A 17,208-nucleotide genomic window follows, 5' to 3' on the forward strand; every position below is an offset into this window, starting at 1 on the left:
ACCCCTTATCTCAACGCCTCGTTAACCCTGACGGTTAAGACTCGCATGACAGCGCCGACTGCGCGGGGTCCGACAGCGTCATGAACTTCCTCGATCTTGTCCGGGCCGTCTTCGGCCTGGCCTTCACCCTCGGCCTGATCGGGATCGCGGCCTGGGCCGCGCGCCGCTATGCGCCCCAGCTGCTGGCCAGGCTCGGCGCCGAGCGCGGCGCGCGCCGGCTCCAGGTGGTCGAGACCCTGGTCCTGGACCCCGCCCGCCGCCTGGTTCTGGTCCGCGTCGACGACGAGGAACGGCTGATCCTGCTGGGCGAAGGCCGCGAACTGATCGAGCCGCGCCAGCCGGGAGGCGTTCAGTGAGACGCGCGGTCTTCGCCAAACCCGCCGCCGCCGAGCTGAAGCGCGCGGCCCTGCTGTCGCTGTTCACCACTCTGGTCTGTCTGGCCTGGCCCGTGGCGGCCCTGGCCCAGCAGGCGGCCCAAGGGGGATCGGCGCTCAACATCGATCTGGGATCGGGGGCCGGCCTGACCCAGCGGGTGGTGCAACTGGTCGGTCTGATGACCGTGCTGTCCCTGGCGCCGTCCATCGTCATCATGACCACCAGCTTCGTGCGGATCGTGGTGGTCCTGTCGCTGCTGCGCACGGCGCTGGGGCTGCAACAGTCGCCGCCGAACGCCGTCCTGGTGTCCCTGTCGCTGTTCCTCAGCGCCGTCGTCATGGCCCCGACCTGGCAGGACGCCTATGATTCGGGCATCCGTCCGCTGATGGATCAGCAGATCGAACTGCCCCAAGCCTTCGATCAGGCGTCCGAGCCGGTGAAGACGTTTATGCTGGCCCAGGTGGACCGCGGCGACCTGGCCCTGTTCACCCGCCTCTCCAATATCCAGCCCCCTCAGAACGCGCAGGAATTGCCCCTCCGCGTCGTCACCCCGGCCTTCATGATCAGCGAGCTGAAGAAGGCCTTCGAAATTGGATTTCTTCTTTTCGTTCCGTTTCTTGTGATCGATTTGGTGGTGGCCAGCGTGCTGATGTCGATGGGCATGATGATGCTGCCGCCGGTGGTCGTCTCGCTGCCGTTCAAACTGATCTTCTTCGTGCTGGTGGACGGCTGGCGGCTGGTCGCCGGCAGCCTGGTCGAGAGCTTCCAGCGGGCGTCGGGCGCCGGATAATCCCCGTCCTGATTGGCTTTCCGCGTCATCGGCGCTTGCAAAGCCCGCCGAAATCCGTGTTGATCGCCCGGTCCTCGCCCTGAATCGGGCGAATAACACTGGAAACGCTTCTTATGACCACTCAAGCCGAACTGATCGCCGCCGTCGCCAAGGACGCTGGTGTCTCGCAGGCCGACGCCGGCAAGGTGCTGACCGCGATCGTCGAAAACATCCACTCGACCCTGAAGTCGGGCGGCGACGTCCGCATCTCGAACCTGGGCGTGTTCGACACCGCCGAGCGCGCCGAGCGCGAAGGCCGCAACCCGGCCACCGGCGCGACCATCAAGATCGCCGCCTCCAAGGCCGTGCGCTTCCGCGTCTCCAAGCCGCTGAAGGACGCCGTCAACAGCTAAGCCTTTTGATCCCTTGCGGATCATGAATGCTTCGACGGGCGGGGATCGCGATGCGGCCTCCGCCCGTTTGAATTTCAGGCCGCCTTGGCGTCGGCTTCTTTCCTGAACGCCTGTTTGGCGCTGTTGACCCAGCCGACGAAGGTGTCCGCCTGGCTGGACAGATTGGCGAAATCGCCCACGCCGGCCACGCCCGACAGATTGTCGTCCAGCGCCACCCGGATCGCCGCCGCCGACCGCGCGCCCTGCACGAACGGCCCGTAGCGGCCGCTTAGCCGTTGCAGCGCCGCCCGGTCGCCCGCCAGCGAATAGCCGACGCCCGCCCGGATCAGCCAGCTTTCCTCGGCCGGGGTCAGCACCGTTCCGGCGATCTTGTAACGGTCGCCCAGCCGCGCCTCGTACATCGGCGCCGCGTTGGCCCATTTCTGCTGCTTCCAGAAGATGTCGGCCCGCACTTCGCGCGCGGGGTTGGACTGGTCGCGGTCCAGCACCTCCAGCGCATGGTCGAACCGGCCCAGGTCCATCAGGGCGCGGGCCTCCAGCGCGCGCCGCTCGCTGTTCATCGCGGCGGGCAGCAGGGTGGTGCGCGACCCCCAAATGGCCTGCAACGCCTTTTCGGGCTGGCGGTCCATCAGATAGACGGTGGCCAGATTGGTGGCGACCTGGGCCTTGGCCACCCCGTCTAGCCGCTCGTCCACCTGGTGCTGCAACAGTTCGGCGGCCTGGTCCAGCAGGTCCACGTCGATCAGGCGGCGCGACAGGCGGCGCACCATCTCGTCCCCGTCCGCCCCGATCGGCGTCAGTTCGCGGAAGTCGTAGAACAGGGCCAGCGCCTGGACCGGCTGCAGGCCGTCGGCCGCCCCGTCCAGGAAAAGGGCGCGGAAGGCGTTGGATTGATCGGCCTGGATCTCGGTCGCGCCGGGAATGCCCGCCAGCCGTTTGCCCGCCCCGCGCAGCGCGTCCAGCGCTTCGCGATAGCGCCCCTGATTAAGATAGATGTCCGACAGTTTGCGGATCACCGCCAGTTCGGTCCCGTCCCCGCGCCAGCGCCATTTCAGCTGTTCCAGCTTCTGCGCCGCCTGATCGGGGCTCAGCGTCCCCTGGTCCATCTCCAGGCCGATGGCGCCCAGTTTGGCGGGCGTGGCGATCCCGTCCAGCGGCGCGCGCGACACGGCCTTGTAGACCGCCAGCGCCCGGCCCTTGTCGCCCTGCAGGTCGAACAGACGCGCCTGGACCAGGCGCGCGGTCAGTTGATCGATCGCCGGCGCCTTCTGGCTGAAGCTGTACGCCAGCAGTTGCTGGGCGGCGTTCAGATCGCCAGTCTCTATGGCCGCCAGCGCATGGGCGGCGCCAAAGCGGGCGCGCCAGGCCGGCGGGAAGTCGTCGATGGTCGCGGCCCCGGCGGCGAAGTTGCGCCGGGCCCCCTCCCAGTCCCCCTGTTGGGCGGCGACATAGCCCTGCCACACCCTGGTCGCCGGGTCGCCCGCCAAGGCCGCGCCAGCGAAATCGACCTGGGCCTCCTCCAGCCGCCCGACCCCGACGCGGGCGATCCCGCGCAGGCCCCGCACCTCCGGCTCGCCCTGCAGATTGGGGGCCTTTGCGATCAGGGCGTTCAGGACGCCGATGGCTTCGTAGTTCAGTTCCGACCCGACCAGGAACCGCGCCAGCGCCAGCCGCGCCTCGATCGGCGCGCGCGGATCGTCGCCCGCCGCGATGGTCTCCAGCCCCGCCGCGTCCTGAAGCCGCCGGTAGCGGTCGGAAAAGCCCGCCTGGCCGGTCGCGGCCCAGGTCTCGTCGATCATGGACGGATAGGCCGCCCGCTTGGGCGCGTCGGCCGCATGATCGCCGCTCTCCAGACCCGCCGACGGCGCCGACAGCGTCAGCCCCTTGGGCCGGCTCAGCGTCACCAGATCGCCCGCCGCCTCGATCTTCAGATCGTCGGCGCTGGTCTCCACCGCCATCCCCTGCGCCGTCGGGATCAGGGTCAGATCGACGGTGCGCCGCCCCCCGGCGTAGCCCTTGCCGGGCGCCAGGGCCGTCACCGCCGCGAAACGGTCGCCCATCAGGGGGTCGGTCAGCCAGATCGCCTTGGTCGCCCCGGCCATCCGCGCCACCAGGGTCGCCGAACCGTCGTCGGATCGGCCCACCTCGACGCCGGAGGGCGCCGGCGCGGTTCCACCCAGGGTCACGGTCCAGGTCCCGCCCTGCCCCTGGGCCGCCACGGCCACGCCGTCCGGCGCGGAAACCCGCATGGCGGTATAGCCCGGCCCCGCCGCCCAGCGCGCGTCCTTGGCCGGGCCCAGCTGTTTGGCGCCGCTCATGTCCAACCGGGCGGCGGTGTCGAACACGATCCAGATCGCGTCGCCGCGCCGGAACACGGCCGCCCCGACCGGCGCGCCCCACTGGAAGGTCAGCACGGCCTTGTCGGGGCCGGCCTCGGCCTTGACGGGCACGACGGCGTTGGTCGTCGCGGGCTTGGCCGCGTCCCCGCCCTCGGGCGCCTTGCCCGGCGCATAGAGGTTCAGCCAGACCGCCCCGTCCGCCACGCCCGAGCGCGCGTCGGCCCCGTCCTGCAGGGTGATGACCAGGTCCGTGCCGCCAGCGCGCGCGCCGCCGCGAATCTGGCGCGTCTCGACCGCCTTGACCCCGGCGGGCGGATCGACCTTCAGGCGCGACACGTCGGGCGCCGCCGTGGTCCCCAGCCGCACCACGACCTGGTCGCCCTGGCGGCTGACGCGCGAACGCACGCCGATCACGCCGCCGAACTCGACCCGGGTGAACTCGGCGTTCCGGCCGATGCTGATCGACAGCGGATCGCGCGACCGGCCCGCCTCCTGCGCCAGCGGCGACAGGGGGGCCAGCACGACGGCGCCGGCCGCGGCGGCCGCCACGGTCGTCTTCAGAATACGCTTTGTCGGCGCGGCCCCGGACATATCTTCCGACCCATGCCGCAGAAGGCCTTTAATCGCGGTTAACCGCCGTTCACCCGGCGACGCCGCCGAATCGGACAACCGGTCCACGCGACAACCCCGTCGCCGACCGGCATACTGAAGCCATGACCGACTATCCGCGCCTCAGCACGCTCAAGACCGGCGTGGCCTGCCGCTGCCCCCGCTGCGGCAAGGGGCCGCTGTTCAAGGGCTATCTGACCCTGCGCGGCGAATGCCCCGAATGCGGCCTCGATTACGGTTTCGCCGACCCGGCGGACGGCCCGGCCTTCTTCGTCATGACGGCGGTCGGGGTGGTGGGGATGATCCTGCTGATGGTGTTCGACTTCACCATCCATCCGCCCATCTGGGTCCACGGCGTCGTCACCATGCCGATCCTGGTCGCCCTGTGCCTGGGGTGCCTGCGCCCGTTCAAGGCCTGGCTGGTCGCCGAACAATATATCCACAAGGCCGCGCCGCCGGAGTTCTCCTCCAACGGCAAGCATGGCCCCTTCTAGGGCTCCGCCACCGTCAGCTCCGGCCACCGCGCCCGCGCGTTGTCGACCACCTTCGCCCAGCCCCTGGCCGGCGGCCGGTCAGGATTGGGCCGGAGGATCATGGCGAACACATCCTCCAGCCCGAAAGGCGCCGCGACGCTGATCGCATCGTCCGGCTCCAGCCGCACCCCCACGGCGAAGGCCGGCGCCACGAACCGTGCCAGGGCCTCGTCGGTCGAGCCCAGCGGCGCATAGTCCTCTCCGAACCGATCCCGGAACCACAGGTGCACCCGCGCCTGGTTCCTGACCTCCACCTGGCTGCGGAACGGCGCTTCGAAGGCGGCGGCGACCCGTTTGATGACGACGTCCTCGGCGTCGTAGGACAGGTCCGATGCGTCGAAATAGGCCAGGTCGTAGTCCTTGATCCCATAGCCCGCCGGCCGCCCCGTCCGCGCGTTCCACGCCGCCTGATAGACCGCGCCGGACACCAGCCGCCAGTCTGGCAGGCCCAGCGCCCGCACGGTCGTCAGCACCTTCATCAGCCCCGGGTCGGCGCGCACGATGGCGGTCAGTTCACGCTCCAGGTCGCTCATCCCCGCACCGGCCAGCCGTGGTCCAGCGGCCCGTGCCCGCCGCCCAGGCCCGGCGCGCGGCGGATCGCCTCGCCGACATAGGCCCAGGCTTCGGCGACCGCGACCTCCAGCGGCCGCCCCAGGGCCAGGCCTGCCGCGCAGGCGCTGGCCAAGGTGCAGCCGGTGCCGTGGGTGTGGCGCGTGTCGATCCGTTCGGCCTCCAGCACCGTCTCGCCGTCCGCCGTCATCAACAGGTCGATCACCGTCGGTCCCGGCACATGGCCGCCCTTCATCAGCACCGCCCGCGCCCCCATCGCCAGCAGAGCCTCGCCCGCGCGGCGCTGGCCGTCCAGGTCGTGCACGCCGATCCCGGTTAAGGCCTCCGCCTCGGGCGCATTGGGGGTCAGAAGGGCGGCGCGCGGGACCATCAGCGCCTTCACCGCCTCGACCGCCGCATCGGGCAGCAGGGGCGCCCCGCCCTTGGCCACCATGACCGGATCGACCACGGCTGGCGCGTCCGCCATATCCAGCAGGGCCGCGACCGTCTCGACCACCTCGACCGAACCCAGCATGCCGGTCTTGAAGGCGTCCGCGCCGATGTCCTCCAGAACCGCACGCCCTTGGGCTGCGATCAGGTCCAGCGGCAGGGAATGGACGCCGTGAACCCCCAGGGTGTTCTGCACCGTGATCGCGGTGATGGCGGTGGCGGCGTATCCGCCCATCATCGTCACCGCCTTGATGTCCGCCTGTACGCCTGCGCCCCCGCCGCTGTCGGACCCGGCCAGGATCAGCACCCGGCCCTGATGAAGCGCGCTCACGCCGCCGCTCCCGAAAACAATTTCAGCCCGACGATGCCCGCCACGATCAGAAGGATGCACACCGCCCTGACCGTCGTCGCCGGCTCGCCATAGGCGACGATCCCGACCAGGGCCGCGCCGACCGCCCCGATCCCGGTCCAGACCGCATAGGCCGTGCCGATCGGCAGCCGCTGCGTGGCGACCCACAACAGGGTCATGCTGCCCGCCAGGGCCGCCAGCACGCCCAAAGACGTCAGCGGCCGGCCGACGCCGACGTTCTTCAGGCCCGAGGCCCACAGCACCTCCAGCAGGCCGGCGACCGCCAGGGTCGCCCACGGATTGATCGACATCGCCCAGGACATGCCCCCCAGATGGAACAGGCGACGGTCCGGGGCAAGCGCCCTCACTGCAGCGGCCCCTTGAAGATGAAAAAGGCGCCCAGGCCGATGAAGGCGAAGCCGATCAGATGGTTCACCGTCAGTCGCTCGCCCAGATAGAAGACCGAGAACCCGGCGAACACCGCCAGGGTGATGATCTCCTGCATCGTCTTCAGTTCGGCGGCGGAATAGACCTGATGGCCGATCCGGTTGGCCGGCACCGCCAGCCAGTATTCGAAGAAGGCCACGCCCCAGCTGGTCATGACCGCGATCCACAGGGGCCGCGGATCGCCTTTCAGATGCCCGTACCAGGCATAGGTCATGAATGCGTTGGACGCGACCAGCAGCAGGATCGGCGTGACATAGGGGTTCACCGGCATGGTCCGCCCGCCCCCCCGACCGTCCGGGCCGCCGCCACCGCCGCCTGGACCTTCAGCGCCTGCACCGTCTCGCGCACATCGTGGACCCGCACCATCCGCGCTCCGCGCGCGGCGCCTTCCAGCGCCAGGGCCAGCGATCCCCCCAGCCGGTCCGTCGCCTGCGTCGCGGTGGGATCGACCGCCTGGATCGTGCGCTTGCGGCTGGCGGCGTACAGCACGGGGAACCCCAGGGCGGCCAGCGCCCCCAGGCCCGCCGTCAGGGCCAGATTGTGCGTCAGGGTCTTGCCGAAGCCGATGCCGGGGTCCAGCCATATCCGCTCGCGCGCCACGCCCGCCGCCATCGCCGCCTCAGCCCGGCCCCACAGATAATCGCCCACCTCGGCCACGACGTCGTCATAGGTCGGGTCCGCCTGCATGGTGCGCGGCTCGCCCTTCATATGCATCAGCACCACGTCGCAGCCCAGTTCCGCCGCGATCGCTGCACCGTCCGGGGCGCAGGTCAGGGCCGACACGTCGTTCCACATCGTCGCCCCGGCCGCGACGGCGGCGCGGGCGACGGCGGGCTTCATCGTATCGACGCTGATCGCCCCGCCCCAGCGGGCGCGCACGGCGGCGATCACCGGAACCACCCGTTCGATCTCCTGGGCCTGGTCGACCGGCTCGGCCCCCGGCCGGGTGCTCTCGCCGCCGATGTCCAGCACGTCGGCGCCGTCCGCGACCAGGGCCATCGCCCGCTCCACCGCCTGATCGGTCGAGGCCCAGCGCCCCCCGTCCGAGAAGCTGTCGGGCGTCACATTGACGATTCCCATCACCAGGGGCCCCATACCCAGGGACCGATCCGAGGTTTGACTTTCTCCGCGCATGAGACCAGCCTCTAGCCGTGATCGCTCGTTTCGTCAGCCAGGCTCGACGCCTTTCCCACGCGGGACGCCTCGTCGCAGGCGACTGACCCGGAACGGCCGCGCGCCCTTCGCCCCGTTCCGGGCGCTGCTTCCCTCCCCTTAGACACCCTATCCGTCCGCGTCGCCGCCCTTGCGCGCGCGTCCGCCTTTCATGAGTTTTCCCATGCCCGCCCAACCCCGAATCTATCTGTCCGCCCAGGATCACGACCGGCTGGAGCGGCTGGTCGGCGACCTGCCCGGCGCGGGCGTGGCCGGCCTGTTGCAGCAGGAGCTGGACCGCGCCGTGATCGACGACGACGACCGCCCCGCGCGCGGCGCCCCGCTCTATCGCTGGCTGACCTATGTCGACGACCGATCCGACACACCCCGCCGCATCCAGATCGTCATGCCCGAGGACGCCGACATCGACGCGGGCAAGGTGTCGATCCTGTCGCACGTCGGCGCGGGCCTGATCGGCATGGCCGAGGGCCGCACCATCGCCTGGACCGATCCCTCCGGCGCCCAGCGCCGCCTGACACTGGTGCGGATCGAGGACGCCGGGGACTGAGGCGGCGACCGCCCCTTACCCCGGCCTTCCGATCAGCCGGCCCAGCGCCTCCAGATAGGCGGCGAAGGCCCGCCGCCCCTCGGGGGTGATCGACACTCGCGTTAGGGGCTTGTTGTTCACGAAACTCTTGGCGACGGCGACGTAGCCGGCCTCCTCCAGCTTCTTGATGTGGACCGACAGATTGCCCTGGGTCGCCTCCAGCACCGTCTTCAGCTCGGTGAAGTCTGCGGCCTCGGCGTCGGCCAAATAGACCATGATCCCCAGCCGCATCCGGCCGTGGATCACCTCGTCGATCCGTCCCAGATCGTTCAAGGCCATGGATCAGTCGGCGTCCGTTCCCACGGCCCGCTTCCTCAGGGCGGCGCGGGTCATGATCCCGCCCGGCGCGGCGAACAGCAGGAACAGGGCCGCGGTGCAGACATAGAGATAGATCACCGGATCGCGCACCAGCAGCCCCAGGATCACCGCCGTCGCCCAACCGCCCGCCGAGGTCGCCAGCATCCAGGGCTTCTTCTTCAAGGTCCAGGCCACGTACCAGATGGCGGACTGAAGCGCGAAGATCATGGCCGGATAATACAGCCAGACGGCGAAATCCTCGTCTCGCCGCGCCCCGACGCCGAACACGATGATGATGGCCAGATTGGTCATGCCCCCGGCGCTGAAGGCGGCGTTCAAGGTCCGGGTCACGATGGGGCCCGCCGTACCGGCCTTGCGGTCTTCGCGCACGGCCCACGTCAGCACGACGAAAAAGGCCCCGGTGATGGCGACGACGAAGGCCAGATTGGCCAGATCCGGCCAGCGGATCAGCCCCCAGACCTGGCCCAGGTGGAACAGGCACTGTAACCCGTAGAGCAGGCCGCCGGCCAGATAGGCCACGCCCAGGGTCAGGGTCGCCTTGGGATTGTCGCCTCCCTGGACGATGGAGCGAAGAAAGGCCAGATCGGCTTCGGGGCTGCTGCGGGACGGGTCGGTCATCGTGATTCCTGTGCGGCCGGCGCATCTCCTCGGATGGACGCGCCGGCGGGGCTTGGCAAGCTATTCGGCCGGGGCGAGGGCGGGCTGGAGCCGACGCCAGGGGATGCGCCGTCCATTCAGCCACCGTCCCATGAAGCTGTGACGGACCAGCAGTTCGTAGCTGGCGAAGGAGACGGCCAGAACGCCGACGATCACGGCCGCCAGCTTGGCGGGCCAGGGCCAGCCCCAATCCTGCACCCAGACCTGGGCGGCCATCACCAGGGGCAGATGGACGATATAGATCCAGTAGGAGGCGTCTGCGACGTAGCGGCGCACCGCGCTGCGACCCGCGCAGAACCGCAGCGCCAGCCCCATGACCGCCAGAACCGAGGCGTAGGTCGCAACCCCGAACGCCGACGCCGTCATCGCCTTGACCGCCGGATCGGTCATCGGGCTCAGCACCGGGGTCGGCCCGCCCGCCAGCATCAGGGCGCCGGCGCCCGCGCCGATCGCCAGACCCAGATGGGCCGGCTGCCAGGCCCGGATACGCCCCAGCAGATCGCGACGACGGTCCAGCAGCACCCCCAGGGCGAACGCCAGGCCGAACCCGACCAGGGCAGGGGTGTTGGGGATCAGGCCCGCATCCGGCGTCGGCACGCCGAAAAAGGCGATCCAGTCGGGGTGCAGCCACAGGGCCAGGGCCAGCGGCGCGCCCAGCAGGAACGGCCCCGCAGGCCCGACCAGCACGCCTGTCAGCCGGTCGACCGTCCGGCCCCAACCGCCGTCCCGGTCCAGCGCCGCGAAGGGCGCACGCAGGGTCAGCAGGGCGACGTAGAAGATCAGCAGCACCCACAGAAACCACAGATGGGTCAGCGGAATACTGGTCCAGTCGTATTTCGGGGGCGGGGCATCGGCGGCGGTCAGGCCTTGCAGGCCGGCGTTCCAGATCACCACGGCGACGATGGCCGCCAGCACCGGGCCCCAGAAGACGGCGAGGGGCGCGGCGATCCGGCTCAGCCGGTTCCTGACGAAGCCGACCACGCCCAGCCGGCTCAGCATCAGATGGGCGAACAGGCCCGCGATCACGAAGAAGGTCGTCATGCGAAACAGATGGATCACGAAGAACAGGCCGCCGACCCAGACCGATCTCTGATCGTCGCCGACGATCCAGATCTGGGTCGGAAAGAAGGACAGGGCGCCGTGCAGCACCACGCCCAGCAGCAAGGCCGCCCCCCTCAGCGCATCCAGCCCATGCAGCCGTTCGCTTCGTTCGATATCGGTCGTCGTCATGAAACCCTCCCTAAGCTCGATGACGATGATGTCTCACAGACTTGTTTGAATTGCAAACTTGTTCGCCAACCTCTTTTCCTTCGTCATCCTGGGCCTTGCGCCTAGTATCCATAGACTCCTTCGAGGACGCTGCGCACCGACGGACACCGAGCGTCTGGACCCTAGGCGCAAGGCCTAGGATGACGGCGTGGGAGGGGGCGCCGCGAACCGCGCGGCAAGACGGCGGCCCGAGCGAGGGCGAATATCTCGCCCAAAAAAACCCGCCGGAAGATCGCTCTTCCGGCGGGTTCGTGTTCAGGCCGCAATCGGCGGTGGTCAGTGCACCGTCGGTACGCTGGTCGGGGCGGGTTTGGCCACGGGAACCTCGATCTCGGTTCCGTCCGAAACCGGCGTCACGGGCACGGACACCGACGGCCCGGCGTTGGGGAAGTTGTTCTCGTCGCGGTTCGGCGCGACGCCCTTCTCCAGCAGATCCTTGATCTCCTCGCCTGACAAGGTCTCGTATTCCAGCAGGGCCTGGGACAGCTTCTCGTGGTCGGCCGCCTTGGTGGTCAGGATACGGCGCGCCTCGTCCCAGCCCGAGGACACCAGGCGCCGCACCTCCTCGTCGATGGTGCGGGCGGTCTCTTCGGAGATGTTCTGGCTGCGCGCGACCGAATGGCCCAGGAACACCTCCTCCTGGTTCTCGCCGTAGGCCACCGTGCCCAGTTTTTCGGAGAAGCCCCAGCGCGTGACCATCGCCCTTGCAAGCTTGGTCGCCTGTTCGATGTCGGACGAGGCGCCCGAGGTGATGTTGTCCTTGCCGAAGATCAGCTCTTCGGCGACGCGCCCGCCCGCCATGATGGCGATCCGGTCGATCATCTGCTGGTATTTCATCGAATAGCGGTCGCCTTCCGGCAGTTGCATCACCATGCCCAGGGCGCGGCCGCGCGGCACGATGGTCGCCTTGTGCACCGGATCGGCCATCTTGACGTTCATGGCGACGATGGCGTGTCCGGCCTCGTGATAGGCGGTCAGGCGCTTCTCTTCCTCGTTCATCGCCATCGAGCGACGCTCCGAGCCCATCAGCACCTTGTCCTTGGCGTCCTCGAAGTCGCGGTGCGTGACCATGCGCCGGTCCTTGCGCGCCGCCATCAAGGCCGCCTCGTTGACCAGATTGGCCAGGTCCGCGCCCGAGAAGCCGGGCGTGCCGCGCGCGATGGTCTTGACGTTGACGTCGGCCGCCAGGGGCACGTCCTTCATGTGGACGCGCAGGATGCGTTCGCGGCCAGAAACATCGGGGTTCGGCACCACCACCTGGCGGTCGAAACGGCCGGGACGCAGCAGGGCCGGGTCCAGCACGTCGGGACGGTTGGTCGCCGCGATCAGGATGATGTTCTCGGACGCCTCGAAACCGTCCATCTCGACCAGCAGTTGGTTCAGCGTCTGTTCGCGCTCGTCGTTGCCGCCGCCCAGGCCGGCGCCGCGATGACGACCCACGGCGTCGATCTCGTCGATGAAGATGATGCAGGGCGCGTTCTTCTTGGCCTGTTCGAACATGTCGCGCACCCGGCTGGCGCCGACGCCGACGAACATCTCCACGAAGTCCGAACCCGAGATCGAGAAGAAGGGCACGCCCGCCTCGCCCGCCACGGCGCGGGCCAGCAGCGTCTTGCCGGTGCCGGGAGGGCCGACCAGAAGCGCGCCCTTGGGGATCTTGCCGCCCAGGCGCTGGAACTTGCCGGGATCCTTCAGGAACTCGACCACTTCGGTCAGCTCCTCCTTGGCCTCATCGACGCCGGCCACGTCGTCGAAGGTCTTCCTGCCCTTGTGCTCGGTCAGCAGCTTGGCCTTGGACTTGCCGAAGCCCATGGCCCCGCGCGCCCCGCCTTGCATCTGCCGCATGAAGAAGATCCACACCCCGACCAGAAGCGCGATGGGAAGGATGCCCAGAAGCAGGCTCATCCACACCGACTGGCCGCCCGACTTGGCGTCGATCTCGACCCCGGACGCCAGCATGGCGTTCATCAGTTGTTCGTTGGGATAGACGGTGGTGGAGGTGAAGCGCTGGCCGTTCTTGAACTCGCCGTTCACCTTGTCCAGGCGCACCGTCACCTTCTTGACGTCGCCGTTCTCGACCCGTTTGACCAGTTCGGAATAGCTGACAGGCTCGGGACGGCCGCCGGCCGGCTGTCCGGCCATGCCGGTCATGGCGCCGCCCTGTGACAGGGCCGCATAGCCCGCCAGCAGCGCCAGAATGATCACGCCGGTGATCGCCAGATTACGCAGATTCATTGAGGTCCTCGGTCGTCCGCCGCCCCGCTCGGGCCGGCGGTCTGGATGTGTCTGTCCGGGAAAATAGGAGGTTCCATAGCGTTACGCCATTGCGGGGCGGAAATCAGGTCGTCTTCGTGCGTCGTTTCGTCCAGCGCCAGCCTGAGCCGTTCCGCCACAAGCCCGCGCCGTTCGACCCCCGGTCCTGCAAGAACCAGCCCCGCTCCCCCGTCCCGGACCAGCACGGGCCAGGCCCCGCGCGCGGCGGGCGCCAGGGCCGCCAACGCCGCCCGGTCCGCATCCGACAGCTGCGATATTCGCCCTCGCCCCGCCGTGACCGACCAGCCCGGCTCGGCGGCGGTGAAGGCGAACCGCCCGTCCCACACCGTCTCCACGCCGGGCGTCAGCGTCAGGCGCGCGCCTGGAGGCGCCGCGCCCGTGCGCCTCAGCTCGCCCGCCTCGCGGACCAGGGTCACGGCCGCGCCCGCCGCGGTGATCCGCGCCCCGCACAGGGTGGCCGTGAAGTCCTCGCCGTCCCTCAGCCGGTTCAGCAAGCCCTGCAACCGCCCGCCGCGCGGCGGCCTGTCCCCGCCGCCGATGCAGACCAGGGCGGCCGCCAACGTCCGAGCCGTAACGCCTCGCGACGCCTCCACCGCCGCCTCCCCGACCGCGATCAGGCCTTCGGAGCCGGACCGGCCGCCCGTCCCCGTCGTGGACGCCAGGGTCTCGGGCGCCAGAGTCCCCGCAGCCAGGGCCTGGCGCGCTCGGCTGCGGCCAAAACGGGGATCGGCGTTGGCGGGGTCTTCGATCCAGTCGGCGCCCTGCCCGGCCAGCCAGGCGCGCAGCGGTTCGCGACCCTCGCCCAACAGGGGCCGCAGCAGCAGCAGCCCCCGTCCCTGGGGCCAGACCGGCGACGGCGCCCACTCCCGCACCCGCCCCAGGTTCGCCCCCTCGCGGCGCATCAGTTCGGCCTCGGCGATGTCGTCGGCGGTATGGGCGAACAACACGACCCGCGCCCCGGCCGCCCGCGCCGCCTCGGCGATCAGCCCGTGCCGGGCCGCCCGCGCCGCCGCCGTCAGCCCCGTCGTCGGCTTGTCGCCGGCCCAGGCCAGGCCGCGCCAGTCCGCCCCGGCCGCCCTCGCGGTCCGTTCGGCGAAGGCGCTCCAGACAGCGCTGTCGGGATTCAGTCCGTGATCGACGGTCAGGGCGACGATCCGCCGTCCCCTCAGCCGCCCCCAGTCCGTCGCCAGCCGCAGCAGGGCCACGGAATCCCCTCCGCCCGACAGGGCCAGGGCCAGGGGCCGATCCGTGTTCCGGCTCAGCCGCCGATCCAGCCGCGCGAAAATGCGGGCCTGAAGCCCCGCCTCCTCCCCGCCCCGCAGGGTCAGGCGGCGCACCCGCCCGTGGTCCGCAACTGCGCCGCGCGGGCCTTCTGCGGATCGGCGGCGGTCGGCGCATAGCGGCGCGTGAACTCGGCCAGGGCCGCACACCCCTGCGGCTTCCTCTGCGTCGCGAACAGGGCGTCAGCCAGTTTAAGCGTCGTGTCCGCCGCCCAACCGATGCGCGGCCAGTCCTTCAGCGCGGCGGCGTAATAGGGCACGGCCCCCGCCTTGTCGTTGGCCGCGACGCGCAGGTCGCCCAGACGCGAGTTGGCCTCGCGCGACTGGGGCGTGTCGGGCCAGGCCGCGATCACCGTCTCCAGCGCCCGCTCGCCGCGCGGCCTGTCGCTGGACAGCAAGGCGACCGCAGCCGCCAGGTCGCGCCCGGCGTCGCCGGTGGGCGAGGTCGCTTCGATCGGCGCGTTCAGCTCGGCCTGGGTCTCCAGCTTCTGGATGCGGTTCTCGGCGTCGGTCAGGCGGGTGCGCAGGGCCTGGTTGTCGCGCGTGGCCTCGTCCAGCTGGAACGTCAGCCGCTCGTTGTCGCCGTTGATGCGGCGCACTGTGGCTTCCAGGTCGCCCAGACGCCGGTCCATCAGGGCGAACTGCCCCTGCAGCGTCACCACCTCGGGGTCCGGTTCGACCAGCACCGGCTGGCCGGCGGCGTTCCTCTGGGTCAGGGCGCGCTCCAAACGGCGGACATTGCGGTCCAGCTGGTCCAGACGGCGGTTGTCCCATTCGGTCCGCTCCACGATGTTGGGCGGGGCCTGCTGGGCGACGGCCGCGCCGCCGATCAGGACCACCCCGACAGCGGCGGCGGCGAGGGCGCGAGCGCGAGAGATCGAGAGCTTGGTCATCCGTCTAGCTTTCACCGATTTGGGGCCGCCGCAAGGCCGCAGCCCCGCTCAGTGCCCCAGGCCCAGATAGATGATGGCCGTCACGAACAGGGCGATCACGACGTTGCAGAACAGCAGCAGCGCCAGCGTCCGCCACAGGGCCGAAAACACCCTCAGCGAATAGGCGCCCTTCATCTGGGCGAACATATGCACAGGCACGGCCAGCAGCCCCAGCGGAATGACGATCCCGCCCAGCCATCCCGACACGCTGGCCGACACCACCATCAGCATCAGCAACAGGGCCATGAAGGTCAGGGAATACAGGACGAACACCCCGTGATCGTACAGGGTGAAGCCCCGTTTCCACAGGAACAGCAGGGCCACGAACGGGATCGACAGCGGCACCAGCAGGAAGGCGAACTTGTACAGCGTCTGTTGCAGCTTGTAGAGCGCCAGGTCCGGGTTCTGCAGCTTCTTGGCGATGACGGCGCCCAGGCCGTGCCCCTCGGCCTTGACCTCCTGACCCATGACGCTGGCCTTGGCGTGGGGTTGGCCGTCTTGCGCGTCGCCGGTCGCCATGTCCTTCAGACTGGCCTGCCAACTGCCGGGCTTCAGCCCATCGGCGCGCCCCTCCAGAACCTCCTTTTCCAGCTTGGCCAGTTCGTCGCGTCTCTGGTCCACGACCATCTGCGCGACATGGATGGCCTGGGGCTGGGTGTTTTCGGCGCGCAGTTCGTCGACCGCCTTCTGCGCCGCCTCGACCGCCGCGCGCTGTTGCGCGATCTCGCCGGGCTGGACCGTCGGCGCCTCCTTGTGCGGCGCGAAGCTCAGGGCGAAGAACATCACGAACAGGGTGAACAGGAAGATCGCCAGCGGCGAGACATAGCGGGTGCGCCTGCCCTGGACCCATTCGCGCGTCAGCCGTCCGGGGTTCAGCACCAGCAGCGGCAGGGTGCGCCAGATGCGGCCGTCGAAATGCATGACCCCGTGCAGCAGCTCTTCGCCCAGATGCAGCAGGGTGCGATGCACATGGGTCGGCTGGCCGCATGCGGCGCAGAAGTTTCCGCTGGCGGGCGCGCCGCAGTCCGCACAGACGCCGTGATGGACCTCGCCCGCCTTGCCCGTCGACTTTTCGATCGCGCCCGCGATCAGGCCGCCCGTGACGACGCCGCCCGCCCCTTCGATATCCATGCGGTGATCCCCAAATCCCTGTGGCGACCTTCTGCCGCCGCACGCCGTCGGGGACAAGCGTCGAAACGAAAAGAGGCGCCGACCCTGTGGCCGGCGCCCCGTCAAATCAGCTGTTCGGCACCTTTCAGCGCGGCGCGCCCGACACGATGGCGGTGTGGGCGTTGCGGTTGCGGGCGAAGGCGTCCTCGGTGGAGCCTTCCGCGATCGGCCGTTCCTTGCCGAAGCTGATGGTGTCGATCCGGCCCGCCGGAACGCCGCGGTTGATCAGATAGGCGCGCACCGATTCCGCGCGGCGGGCGCCCAGGGCCAGATTGTATTCGCGCGTGCCGCGTTCGTCGGCGTTGCCTTCGATGCGGACGGTCACGGACGGATAGCGTTGCAGCCACTGGGCCTGGGCGTCCAGGCGCGGCATGGCCTCGGGACGGACCTCATAAGAGTCCAGGTCGAAATAGATGCGATCGCCGACGTTGACGACGAAGTCCTGTTCCGAGCCTGGCTGGGCCGAACCCAGGCCGCCGCCAGTGACCGGTCCTGTCGGCGCGGTCGGATAGGCCGGTCCGGTCGGCGCCGTCGAGGTTCCGTCGTTCGGGCCGGGCACGCCGGCCTCGACAGGGGGCTTTCGGGTGCAGGCGGCCATGGCCGCCACGGCGCAGCCGACCATCGCCAGCTTGAAAATGCGTGAAGTCTTCATGGGGTCGTCTCCTGACGTATCGTTCTTGCGAGGGGGCGGGCCTCAAGCTTGGCTTTACTCTCTG

At 69.7% G+C, this 17,208-nt stretch carries 19 protein-coding genes; 5 read left to right on the plus strand and 14 right to left on the minus strand.

Translation table 11 applies throughout. The features are described from left to right. Positions 1 to 80: 80 nt before the first annotated feature. The 3 genes from AC0L6G_RS09265 (at position 81) to AC0L6G_RS09275 (ending at position 1,557) form a co-directional block, all read left to right on the plus strand. Complete coding sequence (locus AC0L6G_RS09265) at positions 81 to 356, plus strand: FliO/MopB family protein (protein ID WP_291536692.1); 276 nt, start codon at positions 81 to 83, stop codon at positions 354 to 356. Further along, positions 353 to 1,165, plus strand: coding sequence for a flagellar type III secretion system pore protein FliP (gene fliP / locus AC0L6G_RS09270; protein WP_473251984.1), 813 nt, complete (start codon positions 353 to 355; stop codon positions 1,163 to 1,165). Before AC0L6G_RS09265 ends, fliP begins: the two co-directional genes overlap by 4 nt. A 113-nt stretch (positions 1,166 to 1,278) precedes the next feature. Continuing rightward, complete coding sequence (locus AC0L6G_RS09275) at positions 1,279 to 1,557, plus strand: HU family DNA-binding protein (protein WP_291536696.1); 279 nt, start codon at positions 1,279 to 1,281, stop codon at positions 1,555 to 1,557. Positions 1,558 to 1,631: 74 nt separating this feature from the next. Here the strand turns inward: AC0L6G_RS09275 and AC0L6G_RS09280 are convergent, their stop codons facing one another. Next, positions 1,632 to 4,445 carry a tetratricopeptide repeat protein gene (locus AC0L6G_RS09280; RefSeq protein ID WP_473251985.1) on the minus strand — a complete coding sequence of 938 codons (2,814 nt, stop codon included), beginning with the start codon at positions 4,443 to 4,445 and terminating at the stop codon, positions 1,632 to 1,634. 164 nt (positions 4,446 to 4,609) lie between these two features. On the opposite strand from AC0L6G_RS09280, the gene AC0L6G_RS09285 reads away from it, so the two are divergent. Continuing rightward, positions 4,610 to 4,999, plus strand: a complete 390-nt coding sequence (locus AC0L6G_RS09285; protein WP_473251986.1) for a DUF983 domain-containing protein — start codon at positions 4,610 to 4,612, stop codon at positions 4,997 to 4,999. Here AC0L6G_RS09285 and AC0L6G_RS09290 read toward each other — a convergent pair. The 5 genes from AC0L6G_RS09290 to folP are packed head-to-tail and all read right to left on the minus strand — an operon-like array spanning position 4,996 to position 7,913. After that, positions 4,996 to 5,571: a nucleotidyltransferase family protein gene (locus tag AC0L6G_RS09290; RefSeq protein ID WP_473251987.1), complete on the minus strand. Its 576-nt coding sequence runs from the start codon at positions 5,569 to 5,571 to the stop codon at positions 4,996 to 4,998. The two genes, AC0L6G_RS09285 and AC0L6G_RS09290, sit on opposite strands and share 4 nt — an antisense overlap. After that, complete coding sequence (gene thiD, locus AC0L6G_RS09295; RefSeq protein WP_473251988.1) at positions 5,568 to 6,368, minus strand: bifunctional hydroxymethylpyrimidine kinase/phosphomethylpyrimidine kinase; 801 nt, start codon at positions 6,366 to 6,368, stop codon at positions 5,568 to 5,570. The genes AC0L6G_RS09290 and thiD overlap by 4 nt, the downstream gene beginning before the upstream one ends. Beyond that, a complete protein-coding gene (locus tag AC0L6G_RS09300; RefSeq protein ID WP_473253230.1) occupies positions 6,365 to 6,709 on the minus strand; it encodes a DMT family transporter in 345 nt (114 codons plus the stop codon). Before AC0L6G_RS09300 ends, thiD begins: the two co-directional genes overlap by 4 nt. Positions 6,710 to 6,750: 41 nt before the next feature. Then, the gene (locus tag AC0L6G_RS09305; protein WP_473251989.1) at positions 6,751 to 7,104 is read right to left on the minus strand and encodes a DMT family protein; all 354 of its coding nucleotides are present in this window, start codon (positions 7,102 to 7,104) and stop codon (positions 6,751 to 6,753) included. Next, positions 7,095 to 7,913: a dihydropteroate synthase gene (folP, locus tag AC0L6G_RS09310; protein WP_473253232.1), complete on the minus strand. Its 819-nt coding sequence runs from the start codon at positions 7,911 to 7,913 to the stop codon at positions 7,095 to 7,097. The genes AC0L6G_RS09305 and folP overlap by 10 nt, the downstream gene beginning before the upstream one ends. Before the next feature lie 256 nt (positions 7,914 to 8,169). On the opposite strand from folP, the gene AC0L6G_RS09315 reads away from it, so the two are divergent. Beyond that, complete coding sequence (locus tag AC0L6G_RS09315; protein WP_473251990.1) at positions 8,170 to 8,553, plus strand: GreA/GreB family elongation factor; 384 nt, start codon at positions 8,170 to 8,172, stop codon at positions 8,551 to 8,553. A 15-nt stretch (positions 8,554 to 8,568) separates the two neighbouring features. Here the strand turns inward: AC0L6G_RS09315 and AC0L6G_RS09320 are convergent, their stop codons facing one another. The 8 genes from AC0L6G_RS09320 to pal all read right to left on the minus strand — a co-directional run bounded on the left by AC0L6G_RS09320 (position 8,569) and on the right by pal (position 17,144). Continuing rightward, positions 8,569 to 8,871, minus strand: a complete 303-nt coding sequence (locus AC0L6G_RS09320) for a winged helix-turn-helix domain-containing protein (protein WP_291536710.1) — start codon at positions 8,869 to 8,871, stop codon at positions 8,569 to 8,571. Positions 8,872 to 8,874: 3 nt separating this feature from the next. Next, positions 8,875 to 9,528: a hypothetical protein gene (locus tag AC0L6G_RS09325; RefSeq protein ID WP_473251991.1), complete on the minus strand. Its 654-nt coding sequence runs from the start codon at positions 9,526 to 9,528 to the stop codon at positions 8,875 to 8,877. A 60-nt stretch (positions 9,529 to 9,588) separates the two neighbouring features. Continuing rightward, the gene (locus AC0L6G_RS09330) at positions 9,589 to 10,797 is read right to left on the minus strand and encodes an acyltransferase family protein (protein WP_473251992.1); all 1,209 of its coding nucleotides are present in this window, start codon (positions 10,795 to 10,797) and stop codon (positions 9,589 to 9,591) included. 315 nt (positions 10,798 to 11,112) lie between these two features. Then, complete coding sequence (gene ftsH, locus AC0L6G_RS09335; protein WP_314187873.1) at positions 11,113 to 13,071, minus strand: ATP-dependent zinc metalloprotease FtsH; 1,959 nt, start codon at positions 13,069 to 13,071, stop codon at positions 11,113 to 11,115. Continuing rightward, a complete protein-coding gene (gene tilS, locus AC0L6G_RS09340) occupies positions 13,068 to 14,447 on the minus strand; it encodes a tRNA lysidine(34) synthetase TilS (RefSeq protein ID WP_473251993.1) in 1,380 nt (459 codons plus the stop codon). The genes ftsH and tilS overlap by 4 nt, the downstream gene beginning before the upstream one ends. After that, the gene (locus tag AC0L6G_RS09345; RefSeq protein ID WP_473251994.1) at positions 14,435 to 15,283 is read right to left on the minus strand and encodes a tetratricopeptide repeat protein; all 849 of its coding nucleotides are present in this window, start codon (positions 15,281 to 15,283) and stop codon (positions 14,435 to 14,437) included. Before AC0L6G_RS09345 ends, tilS begins: the two co-directional genes overlap by 13 nt. A gap of 48 nt (positions 15,284 to 15,331) precedes the next feature. Continuing rightward, a complete protein-coding gene (locus AC0L6G_RS09350; RefSeq protein WP_473251995.1) occupies positions 15,332 to 16,453 on the minus strand; it encodes a DUF3667 domain-containing protein in 1,122 nt (373 codons plus the stop codon). A 124-nt stretch (positions 16,454 to 16,577) separates the two neighbouring features. Continuing rightward, positions 16,578 to 17,144 (minus strand): peptidoglycan-associated lipoprotein Pal, encoded by a 567-nt coding sequence (gene pal / locus AC0L6G_RS09355; RefSeq protein ID WP_473251996.1) that lies wholly within the window; start codon positions 17,142 to 17,144, stop codon positions 16,578 to 16,580. Between the last annotated feature and the right edge of the window lie 64 nt (positions 17,145 to 17,208).

It is taken from the genome of Brevundimonas sp. D3-1P (assembly GCF_055809335.1).

Excerpts from the sequence above, each read along its gene's own strand:
- AC0L6G_RS09265 (WP_291536692.1), top strand. The coding sequence starts at position 81 with ATGAACTTCCTCGATCTTGTCCGGGCCGTCTTCGGCCTGGCCTTCACC.
- AC0L6G_RS09275 (WP_291536696.1), top strand. The coding sequence starts at position 1,279 with ATGACCACTCAAGCCGAACTGATCGCCGCCGTCGCCAAGGACGCTGGT.
- AC0L6G_RS09285 (WP_473251986.1), top strand. The coding sequence starts at position 4,610 with ATGACCGACTATCCGCGCCTCAGCACGCTCAAGACCGGCGTGGCCTGC.
- AC0L6G_RS09290 (WP_473251987.1), bottom strand. The coding sequence starts at position 5,571 with ATGAGCGACCTGGAGCGTGAACTGACCGCCATCGTGCGCGCCGACCCG.
- AC0L6G_RS09300 (WP_473253230.1), bottom strand. The coding sequence starts at position 6,709 with ATGTCCTGGGCGATGTCGATCAATCCGTGGGCGACCCTGGCGGTCGCC.
- AC0L6G_RS09305 (WP_473251989.1), bottom strand. The coding sequence starts at position 7,104 with ATGCCGGTGAACCCCTATGTCACGCCGATCCTGCTGCTGGTCGCGTCC.
- folP (WP_473253232.1), bottom strand. The coding sequence starts at position 7,913 with ATGGGAATCGTCAATGTGACGCCCGACAGCTTCTCGGACGGGGGGCGC.
- AC0L6G_RS09315 (WP_473251990.1), top strand. The coding sequence starts at position 8,170 with ATGCCCGCCCAACCCCGAATCTATCTGTCCGCCCAGGATCACGACCGG.
- AC0L6G_RS09320 (WP_291536710.1), bottom strand. The coding sequence starts at position 8,871 with ATGGCCTTGAACGATCTGGGACGGATCGACGAGGTGATCCACGGCCGG.
- AC0L6G_RS09325 (WP_473251991.1), bottom strand. The coding sequence starts at position 9,528 with ATGACCGACCCGTCCCGCAGCAGCCCCGAAGCCGATCTGGCCTTTCTT.
- AC0L6G_RS09330 (WP_473251992.1), bottom strand. The coding sequence starts at position 10,797 with ATGACGACGACCGATATCGAACGAAGCGAACGGCTGCATGGGCTGGAT.
- ftsH (WP_314187873.1), bottom strand. The coding sequence starts at position 13,071 with ATGAATCTGCGTAATCTGGCGATCACCGGCGTGATCATTCTGGCGCTG.
- AC0L6G_RS09345 (WP_473251994.1), bottom strand. The coding sequence starts at position 15,283 with ATGACCAAGCTCTCGATCTCTCGCGCTCGCGCCCTCGCCGCCGCCGCT.
- AC0L6G_RS09350 (WP_473251995.1), bottom strand. The coding sequence starts at position 16,453 with ATGGATATCGAAGGGGCGGGCGGCGTCGTCACGGGCGGCCTGATCGCG.
- pal (WP_473251996.1), bottom strand. The coding sequence starts at position 17,144 with ATGAAGACTTCACGCATTTTCAAGCTGGCGATGGTCGGCTGCGCCGTG.